The 6,198-nt window shown below is 41.3% G+C and carries 6 protein-coding genes and 2 tRNA genes; 3 read left to right on the top strand and 5 right to left on the bottom strand.

What is annotated here, in order from left to right:
• Positions 1–60 precede the first annotated feature (60 nt).
• From OCI93_RS17895 to dnaQ, 4 genes are all read right to left on the bottom strand, one after another.
• A tRNA-Asp gene (locus tag OCI93_RS17895) sits at positions 61–137 on the bottom strand.
• Positions 138–162: 25 nt separating this feature from the next.
• Positions 163–239 (bottom strand) — tRNA-Asp (locus OCI93_RS17890).
• Between the two features lie 98 nt (positions 240–337).
• Entirely contained in the window at positions 338–1,696 is a 1,359-nt protein-coding gene (locus OCI93_RS17885) for a TIGR03503 family protein (RefSeq protein ID WP_261626962.1), read from the bottom strand.
• A gap of 12 nt (positions 1,697–1,708) precedes the next feature.
• Positions 1,709–2,413 carry a DNA polymerase III subunit epsilon gene (dnaQ, locus tag OCI93_RS17880; RefSeq protein ID WP_261594306.1) on the bottom strand — a complete coding sequence of 235 codons (705 nt, stop codon included), beginning with the start codon at positions 2,411–2,413 and terminating at the stop codon, positions 1,709–1,711.
• Positions 2,414–2,483: 70 nt separating this feature from the next.
• Between dnaQ and rnhA the strand changes: the two genes are divergently transcribed.
• Positions 2,484–2,948, top strand: a complete 465-nt coding sequence (gene rnhA, locus OCI93_RS17875; RefSeq protein ID WP_261626961.1) for a ribonuclease HI — start codon at positions 2,484–2,486, stop codon at positions 2,946–2,948.
• Between the two features lie 4 nt (positions 2,949–2,952).
• On the opposite strand, the gene OCI93_RS17870 is transcribed toward rnhA, so the two are convergent.
• Positions 2,953–3,708, bottom strand: coding sequence for a class I SAM-dependent methyltransferase (locus OCI93_RS17870; protein ID WP_261594304.1), 756 nt, complete (start codon positions 3,706–3,708; stop codon positions 2,953–2,955).
• A gap of 52 nt (positions 3,709–3,760) precedes the next feature.
• On the opposite strand from OCI93_RS17870, the gene gloB reads away from it, so the two are divergent.
• Positions 3,761–4,528: a hydroxyacylglutathione hydrolase gene (gene gloB / locus OCI93_RS17865; RefSeq protein WP_261594303.1), complete on the top strand. Its 768-nt coding sequence runs from the start codon at positions 3,761–3,763 to the stop codon at positions 4,526–4,528.
• An 86-nt stretch (positions 4,529–4,614) separates the two neighbouring features.
• Positions 4,615–6,186, top strand: a complete 1,572-nt coding sequence (locus tag OCI93_RS17860) for a LysM peptidoglycan-binding domain-containing protein (RefSeq protein ID WP_261626960.1) — start codon at positions 4,615–4,617, stop codon at positions 6,184–6,186.
• Positions 6,187–6,198 lie beyond the last annotated feature (12 nt).

Below are 6,198 nucleotides of genomic sequence, written 5' to 3'. Positions count from 1 at the left end.
ATTCTAACCAACTGAACTACCACTCCACAAAGGAAAACTGCCTTTCGACTATGTAAGATTTGGCGGAGTGGACGGGACTCGAACCCGCGACCCCCGGCGTGACAGGCCGGTATTCTAACCAACTGAACTACCACTCCAGCACTACTTACATTTTTGAATAATTGGCGGAGTGGACGGGACTCGAACCCGCGACCCCCGGCGTGACAGGCCGGTATTCTAACCAACTGAACTACCACTCCGAATTACTCTTGCTACCAGACTGCTCCCTGACAGCGGCGTGAATAATACGAATCGACCCCATGAGAGTCAACAGTTTTTTTGAAAAATACTCGCTTTTTTAGTCATCTGTCATCGAAAGGTTCAAAATATCACCTGATTTATCATTTTTTGAGCCATTTTTATCAGACTTTATTTTCTCGTCTTTATTTTCTACGCCTTCTTCAGGCTCATTTTTCTTAAATTTAAATGACGGAAGCTTCAATTTCAGTTTAATTGGTTTATTTTGCAGCAGTACTCTGATTGCTAACCAACCTATTAGCAAAATGAATATATTTCCAACCACAATAATGCTCACAACTAAGGTTGTGTTTACTTCAGGTTCTGGGTCAGGCTCTGGCAATAATACGACAGGAGTCGGTTGCGCCAACTCAGGAACTTTTTCAATAGGCCGCTCAATTTCAAACTTATACATCGGTAAAGTCGCCATAAATTCACGGCCATTAATATTTTCGCCAAATGCTGATAATTCAACGCTATAACGTCCCCAATCATAATTCTTTATTGGTAAAACTCTATATAAGCGATTGTGTGTCTCTGTTGCAAATGGCTGTTCTTCACCATTTGGGTAAAAAATCTTTCCTTGAAAAATAACAGACTCTGGCTCGACAGTTTGATTATCAATTTTAATCATCAGCTCATGATCAAACTCAACATTGTCAGAAAGAGTCAACTCATAATCAAATGGCGGTTCAGATAGTAAAATAGGCTGAGCAACAACTTTGCGCTTAACTAGAGGCGTTTCGACGTGAAACTCAGGTCGCCACTCCCCTGCAGGAAACGTTAGCTTGAATTCCCCTGTAAATACTCCATCCATTGGACGCTCATCAAAGTCCCTTCCATCATCTTTAAACTCGGTCACGCTTTGTGTACCAGCGCCGAAATTATCGTAGTTATCATTATTCGTACTGACAAAATCCACCACGAGTGACACTACATCACGAAAGTACCCAATTTTAATCGGCTTACCATCATTGGTTACTTTCCCTGTTACTTTGAGCGTCTCCCCCCTAAAAACCAGCGGTGGTAATGGTTCAACGTTTAACTCAATGTCTCCTACAACCATAACACGGCTATCAGGGCGAATATTGCCGATTACTTGCCAAGGCCCAGGAGTCGGGTTACTTATCACAATAAGGTCAAAGCTTACCTCGTCATACCATTGCAAGGTCTCGTCTCGCAACGCATGGGTTGCATATATTTTACTTCCATCGGGTTGAACTAAAACAACTGCAGGTGAGCCTGGTCTGCGAAAGAATAGCAAAGAAATTTTATCAACCTTGTGGTCAATCCGAAAACGATTATCAAGTAACGGTACCTCATTAGAAACGCCATCACGCTCTAGCACTGTGACTGAGGGAGCCCCAACAACAAACGTTGACACCATCATAATGCTTAGCCAAAGACAAAATCGTTTCATATCTTTACCTCTTTATTGTTGCCACAAAGTCTCACCATCTTTGTTAACTACTTGCAATCGCTCCTGATGTGCTTGCAGTTCTTCAGGTGTTGCTTTAACGACTTTCAAGCTCGGGCGATTTGCCGCCAATCGACGAATTTTGCCATCATCTTGTTCATTTGTATCATTACCCGTTGATAAGTTTAGCTTAACTTGGCCGCCCGTCATGCCAAGATATACGTCAGCTAAAATTTCAGAATCCAGCAATGCACCGTGTAACGTTCGTTTAGAGTTATCTATATCGTAACGCCGACACAATGCATCAAGATTATTCTTTTGACCCGGGTGCAAGTTACGCGCCATGACTAACGTATCGAGTACTTCACAATAATCATGAGTTGCCGGAAAGCCTTTATTCAACTTAGCAAATTCATGATCCATAAACCCGACATCAAACGGAGCATTATGTATAACCAATTCTGCGCCTTTTATGTAATCAAAAAACTCTTGAGCTATATCATGAAATAACGGTTTACCGTGCAAAAATTCATTTGTAATACCGTGAACATCAATGGCTTCCTCTTCTATTTCCCTTTGAGGGTTGATGTATACATGAAAGTTATTGCCTGTCAGTCGCCGATTAATTAGCTCAACACAGCCTACTTCTATTATCCTATGTCCGGCCTTGGGATCGATGCCCGTTGTTTCCGTATCTAGGACTATTTGTCTTTTTAACATATCGTCTGTCGCCCAACTTTGCTATCGTTAGCCATTAATAATTACATTCTACATAAAAACAGGGCTATTCGTGCAAAAAACCGTAGAGATTTATACTGATGGGTCATGCCTTGGAAATCCAGGCCCCGGCGGTTATGGCGTTTACATGCGCTATCAAAGTCATGAAAAAACATTATCTAAAGGCTATCAACTGACCACAAACAACCGTATGGAGATGCTTGCAGCAATCATTGCTTTAGAAGCACTGAACAGAGCTTGTGATATCGTACTATATACCGATAGCCAGTATGTAAAACAAGGCATTGAGTCTTGGTTAGCAAATTGGAAGAAGCGCAATTGGAAAACCGCATCAAAAGCCCCCGTCAAAAACGTTGATCTTTGGCAAAGGCTAGACATCGCGTGTCAGCGACACACCATACAGTGGAAATGGGTAAAAGGTCACAGTGGTAATAAATACAATGAACTAGTTGATGACCTAGCCCGTGAAGCAGCCTCATCCGACTCTTTAGAGGTAGATGAAGGCTATCAAGTATAACGCGCTATTTATCACCCGATGAGCGTGTTTGTGTTAAACGCGCACTTTTTACAGCAGGTGCCCATTTAGGTCTGGCATGCCACTTAGGCTTAATCGGAGTCAGTGGCGCAACGCGCTTACGCGCAACTAAAATATAGCAGCTACCCATTGGCTTTAAATATTGTCGACAAAATCGTCGCCAAGGAGCAAATCGTGATAGTCGACTCCCTCGTGCAAGTGAGGCATGAATAAACCGTTCATCAGCAAGAATCTCAAAGCCTAATAAATCTAACCAATCTTTCACTCGTGATGGCGTAAAAAAACGCCCTGACCAAGGTAGTTTTTCTTTACTAAATGGTAGTAAGTTTGCCAAACCGCACAAACTAAATGGATTAAAGCCGCTAATAACAATATACCCACCGGGGATCAAAGTACGATGTGCCTCTCGCAAAATATGATGGGGGTCGGAATGATACTCAAGACATTGGCTCAATATGCACGCATCGACACTGTGCTCAGAAAAAGGCAATTCATCAATTTCAGCCACTACACCAACATGGCCAAGTGCATAAGGAGATACACAAACTTGGTGCTTAATTGCACTGTTAGAGGTATCTATTTGCCCGCTGAGGCTTCCTAGTTTTAACATATGATAGCCAAACATTCTTGGTAACCACTGTCCTACTCGTTTTTCAATACCGATACGCAAATATTCGCCATGAGGAAAGTCCTTCCATTCAAGCGGCTTTGGACCTTGTTGAAAACTTAAGGCTGGTTTCATCTAGTTTGCTCGTTATACTAATGCTATTACTCACTTTATAGAGCAATTAACTATGGTGCAAGTCAAGCCAATAAAAGCATTTGATGATAATTATATTTGGGCAATTCATGATACAACTCAAAAGCAAGTATGGGTAGTTGACCCCGGCCAAGCTGAACCAGTTGTTAAGTTTTTAAATGATAACCAAGCAAGTTTACAAGGAATTTTAGTCACTCACCATCACTGGGATCATACAACCGGCATAGCGTCACTAAAGGAGATTACGCCTCAACTGAGAGTGTTTGGCCCCGCAAACTCTCCATATAATGGGATCACTGACCCATTATATGAAGGTGATACAATAACGGTATTCAACATTGAATTAGCTGTTATTGAAACACCGGGCCATACACTTGATCATATTTGCTACTTAAACCACAAGTTGTGCTTTACAGGCGATACGCTATTTAGTGCTGGGTGTGGCCGTTTAATGGAAGGTAACGCAGAACAAATGTGGCAATCTCTCAAAAAATTTACGCCTTTAAAAGATGAAACCTTAATGTATTGTACCCATGAGTACACCATGGCAAATTTGGCTTTTGCCTCTGCCGTTGAGCCTGACAATCAAGATATTAGTGAGTACAAGCAATGGGCAGCTTCTAGAAGAAGTAACAACTTACCTACCCTGCCTAGCACGTTTGGTAAAGAGCGTGCTGTTAATCCTTTTTTACGCGCTAACCTGAGTCATATCAGTGAGTATATTCCTAAACATATCAAAAGCAATCTATCTGAACCTTGGCAAGTTTTTGCAGCACTGAGAGTTTGGAAAGATAAGTTTTAGTCTCCAGGGAACATGAATCACTTTTAATATAGCCACTTAACAGGTAGTATTGTCCGGTTTTTGCGCGAGTAACAGAAAAATTATCTATGAATAAATTGTCCATTTCCCTGCTCTTGATAGCCCTATTAAGTACCGGCTGTCAAACCATTCCAGATGTCACTAAGCCAACAGAGCCAGTAGTATCACGACTCAATCATGCAAGTCCTGCTCAGATCAGTGATACCTTGCTTAACGCAATTCATGAACCAATTGAAGCAGATGAACCTCCCCCCGTCTTTGACGACGTATGGGAACGTATTCGCTACCAACTCTCAATAAATGTGCCTCAAAATAGGCCCGTTGTTTCAGAGCGAAATTACTATCAGCGTCACCAAGCTTACTTAGACCGTATTTCTAAACGTGCTGAACCCTATTTATACTTTATTGTTGAAGAAGTAGAAAAGCGTCAAATGCCAATTGAAATTGCGTTATTACCTATCGTAGAGAGTGCTTTCGACCCATTTGGTTACTCTCACCGTAGTGCATCTGGCATTTGGCAGTTTATGCCAAAAACGGGAGAGCGATTTAATCTAAAGCAAAATTGGTGGTATGACGGACGCAGGGATATTGTACAATCAACCCGCGCAGCACTTGATTATTTAAGCTATCTGCATAAAACCTTAGAGGGTGACTGGCTTAATGCAATAGCCGCCTATAATTCTGGCGAAGGGCGTTTATTAAAAGCAATAAGGAAAAACCGCAAAAAGCATTTACCGACAGACTTTTGGTCACTTGACTTACCAAGAGAAACAACCGCATATGTACCTAAACTATTAGCTCTATCAGACCTATTAAAGCGCCAAGATGAGTTTAACGTAAGTTGGAAAAAAATTATCAATGCGCAAGTTGTAGAGCCTGTAGATATTGGTTCACAAATTGACTTAGCATTTGCAGCTGACATGGCTGGTATTTCTTTAACTGAGCTTTACCGGCTCAATCCAGCATTTAATCGCTGGGCAAGTGATCCTAATGGCCCACACTCATTGCTGCTACCAGTCGATAAAATAACAGTATTTAAAGAAAAGCTTGCAGCTACGCCAATAAAAGAGCGCTTGCGCTGGCAACATTATGCCGTTAAAAAAGGCGATACACTCTCCGTCATTGCAGCTAAGTTTTCCACCAGCACCAATGCAATTCAATCGTTAAATAAGTTAGACTCACACATCATTCGTATAGGCCAAAACTTGCTTGTTCCATTAAGCGAGGGTGAATTTAAAAGCGAGCACTTACCAACTAATGTTCGTAACTCAATCACTCATGCTACTAGAACTAAAAAGGTTCATGTCGTGACAAATGGAGACACATTGTGGGATATCAGTCGAGAGTACGATGTCACTATTAAGCAATTAGCCAACTGGAACAAACTTAAACCCAATTCTATTTTACGTTTGGGACAAAAGCTGAACGTTTATAAGCAAACACAACGTGCGAAAATGGTAAATAATACCAGTAACCGCACTATTACTTATAAGGTTAAACGTGGAGATTCACTGGCCAGAATTGCATCAAAATTCAATCTGACTATTAAAGAGATAGTAAAGTGGAATGAACTTGAAGGGCAAAAATACTTACATCCCGGACAAAAACTAAAATTAAAAGTAGATGTTAAAAGTTCATAAAAAAAGCGCCTT

The sequence above is a fragment of the Pseudoalteromonas holothuriae genome, assembly GCF_945859825.1.
In the GTDB taxonomy this organism is placed as follows: Bacteria; Pseudomonadota; Gammaproteobacteria; order Enterobacterales; family Alteromonadaceae; genus Pseudoalteromonas; species Pseudoalteromonas holothuriae.
This window is presented reverse-complemented; position numbering and strand designations above follow the sequence as displayed.